Source organism: Mesorhizobium sp. WSM4844, from assembly GCF_055811775.1.
The window spans coordinates 1-3,652 of sequence record NZ_JBVVQB010000121.1 but is presented as its reverse complement, the minus strand read 5'-3'; the positions used below and the strand labels follow the sequence as shown (position 1 = coordinate 3,652).

At 61.6% G+C, this 3,652-nt stretch carries 3 protein-coding genes; 1 reads left to right on the top strand and 2 read right to left on the bottom strand.

What is annotated here, in order from left to right; all coding sequences use genetic code 11:
- Positions 1–534: 534 nt before the first annotated feature.
- Positions 535–1,779 (bottom strand): IS1380 family transposase, encoded by a 1,245-nt coding sequence (locus AC0L2A_RS35920; protein WP_473612913.1) that lies wholly within the window; start codon positions 1,777–1,779, stop codon positions 535–537.
- 129 nt (positions 1,780–1,908) lie between these two features.
- On the opposite strand from AC0L2A_RS35920, the gene AC0L2A_RS35915 reads away from it, so the two are divergent.
- Positions 1,909–2,103 carry a hypothetical protein gene (locus AC0L2A_RS35915; RefSeq protein WP_473612912.1) on the top strand — a complete coding sequence of 65 codons (195 nt, stop codon included), beginning with the start codon at positions 1,909–1,911 and terminating at the stop codon, positions 2,101–2,103.
- 20 nt (positions 2,104–2,123) lie between these two features.
- Here AC0L2A_RS35915 and AC0L2A_RS35910 read toward each other — a convergent pair.
- The coding region (locus AC0L2A_RS35910) for a Tn3 family transposase (RefSeq protein WP_473612911.1) at positions 2,124–3,652 on the bottom strand (1,529 nt) is incomplete at its 5' end.

The window sequence follows — 3,652 nt, the reverse complement described above, 5'->3', positions numbered from 1 at the left end:
AATGGTGGCCGGCTTCAAATCGGAACGGTGGCCGGTCTTTGATCGGAATGGCGGCCGGCTTCACGTCGGAATCCGCAAATTGTCTGTTATAACGGAGCGCGGCCGTACTTGCTAGCTATCGAGTAGGCGCAAAAAACAGCATGATAGGTTCGAAACCAGCCCATCATGAAGCGCTCCGGCAAAGTTCGCGCGCCGCACGGCCTGCCAATCACGGGTCGCCGCGCCAACAACTTCGGCCAAACTCCGGTTGCGGCAGGCTCTGTAGCTAAAGCAATTCTCGCCGCAGGCCTCTCAACCGTGACAGGCCTGCGGCGCAGCGGCACAGCTCGATCGTCCTCATCATCGTCCGCTCAATGCGGCCGATGCGACAGTGTCACAGCTAGCCCGGATATCTCACAGCCCTGTTGCGGCGTAGGTGTGTCGGCGGCGATTTGCGAGCGCATGAGTTGCGGGCAAGGACTGTCGGCCGCGCGGAGCGGTTGTTGTAGTTGGGCGATGTTGCTTGTTGCTGAGGTGAGGGTTGGATCGGGGCGCTCAGGCGGCGGCTGCCGATAGTCGGGCGTAGGTCAGGGCCCACTCGCGCTGGAAGGGGCAGGCCGAGTTCATGGCCAGCTTGATGCGGCGCACCGAGATGCTGACCAGGGCGCCGATCTTGAACAGCCTGAGGCGGATGGTGGCGCAGCTTGCCCTGGCGAAGCGGGTGTTGGCCAGGCCGATGCGGCGCAGCGCGCAGATCAGCACATAGGCCATTGAGGCGAACCAGAGCCTGAGCTGGTTGGCGCGCATGGTGGCCGCCGAGGTGCGGTCGGCGAACAGGTCGAGCTGGCATTCCTTGATACGGTTCTCCATCTCGCCGCGGGCGCAGTAGAGGTCCTCATAGAGGCTCTGTGCCGGCCAGGCCTCGGCATCCAGCGAGGTGACGACAAAGCGCGGGTTGGCCTCACCTTGTGTCCACTCGGCCTTGGCCACGACCCTGCGCCGACAGCTCCAGCTCTTGGCCTTGGTCAAAAGGAAGTCCTTGAAGCGGCGCGCCGGCCAGCCGGTGAGGCTGCTCTCTGCCCTGGGCTCCTCCAGCTCAGCCCCGATGTGCCGGACCAGCCGGACATTGCGGGCCAGGCCCAACAGGTAGTCGACGGCATTGCTCTCGCACCAGGCCATCAGTTCCTCGCGAGCGAAGCCGGAATCGGCGCGCAGCACGATGCGAACCTTGGGCCAGCGCTCGCGCAGCTGGCGCACGATACGCTCGACCTCCTGAACCGCGCCGGCGGCAGCATCGATGTTGGCGGGCCGCAGCTTGGCACACAACAGGTGATCGCCACAGAAGATGTAGAGCGGCAGGTAGCAGTAGTTGCCGTAATAGCCGTGGAAGAAGCGCCCCTCCTGGCTGCCGTGCAGGGGATCATCGGTGGCGTCCAGATCCAGCACGATCTCCTCGGGCGCGGCAGCGTGCGCGCCCACGAACAGCTCGACGAACAGCGCTTCGATCGCCGCCGGATCATGGCGCAATTCGTCATGATCGTTCAGGTCTTCATAGCCGAGCGCCTGCGCCAATACCCGCTGGCCCACCAGCGTCTTCACCTCATGCTCGATCAAGTCCCGATTGCGGGCATCCACGAAGCAACAGGCAAAGCGGCCGACCAGTCCAATCGCCCGGTCCGTTAGCCCCAGCAGAAGCGCGCCGGCATCTGAAGTGATCGTCCCACCGTCAAAGCCGGCCACAATGGCGCGCTTTTCAACAGCTCCAAAATCAAACCGTTCCGCGCTACACTCTGTTTGCATCGGGGAACACCTCTGCTGGTAACAGGAGCAAAAGCCCGGGCGGTTTCTTTGTTTTTGTTGGTGCGACAGATTGAATCGGGGAGTTGAAGACGGGTTCCCAAGCGCGGTGAATTGGGATCCGCTTTTGGGATGCCGCCACCTGGGGATATTGAGTCGCTGTCGAACGCCGAGCTGAAGGCTCTGGTTGTGGAACTGATGGGCCGTGTGGCTGATCTGAGCTGGACGGTCATTGAGCAGCGCGAGGAGATCGCCCGGCTGAAGGGCCTCAAGGGCCGCCCGGACATCAAGGGGTCAGAACAAGAGCTGCTCAAAATCGTACGCTAAGGTCGAACGGAGCATGAACATCATGCCGCCCGTCGGATTGGCGCTGGCAAGCGAAGCGATCTGAAGCCTTCGGGCATCTGGTGCTCAGAATCCCAGGTGTAGATGCCTGTGAGGTTGATGTGTTCCCAACTGAGCGGCGAGACGTGTTTGAGCAGGTCATTCGAGATAGTCCGATCCGCCATGCGAAGGTGCGTGGCTGCGCGGTCAAGATAGACGGTGTTCCAATGGACGATGGCGCTGACGACGAGATTGAGACCGGAAGCGCGGAATGCCTGGCTCTCGAATGACCGGTCACGGATTTCTCCGCGCTCGTGGAAGAACACCGCGCGCTTGAGCTTATGCGCTGCCTCACCCTTGTTGAGGCCGGCTTGGCACCGTCGGCGCAAGGCCGGGCTCGAATACCATTCGATCATGAACAGTGATCGCTCGATCCGGCCGAGTTCCCGCAGCGCCTTGGCCAACTGGCTTTCCTTCGGAGACGCCGAGAGCTTCTTCAGGATCGTCGAGGGGACGACGGCGCGCGTGGTGATCGACGCTGCCAGATGTAGCAGGTCATCCCAATGGTCAAGGATCAACGCGGTGTTGATCGGTGCGCCGATGTGGTTCGTCAGCGCCGGGTAGCCGTCGCCTTTCTCGAATGTGTGGAACTTGCGATCTTTGAGGTTGCGTAGCCGCGGCGCGAAGCGTTTGCCGATAAGTTCGAACAGCCCGAAGACGTGATCGCTCGCGCCGCCAGTGTCAGTAAAATGCTCCTGGATATCCAGGATCGTATCCTGGTCAAACAGGCCATCGAGCACGTAGGCCGCTTCGCTTTCAGTGGGGCTGATGGGCAAGATACTGAAATAGCCGTACTGATCCGACAGGTGGCTGTAGAATTTCGATCCCGGTTCGCTGCCATAGTGCAGAGTGACGTCACCGCGTTTTGCCGCTCGGTCGCTCGCACGGAAGAACTGTCCGTCGGACGACGCGGTCGTTCCGTTGCCCCACAGATGGGAATGTGGGTGACCGGTATGTGCGTCGGTAATGCAGGCCTGAGCGGCGCGATAGGTTTCTGATCGGGCATGAAAGGTGCGCATCCAGCCAATCTGATGGGCGCTGATGCCCTTGGAGGCGCCGGCCATCCGCTTCGGACCGAGATTGGTTGCATCGGCCAGGATGCCGGCCAGCATGGCAGAGACATTCCGTGGGGCGTCGCCTGTGCGGACATGTGTGAAGTGATCGGCAAAGCCCGTCCAATCATGCACTTCCCTCAGGAGATCAGGAACTTCGACCAGCGGATACATCTCGCTGATCTCTGCGTTCAGTTCTTCGGCTGCCGCAGGAACGTCGCCGACGGTCGGCGTCACGATCAGCGTTCCCGCTTCGAGACGAACACCCTCGAGCTTACCAGCGCGAGCGCGATAGGCCAGGCGCTTCAGATTGAAGTCCAGCACCTGCTTTACTTCGCTCAGCCAGGCGGCGACGTCACTGCCCACACCAAGGCCAAGCCGATCATCTTCCTTCATCGTGGTGAACGTAGATCGCGGCATGAGGTGCTCGTCGATCGGAC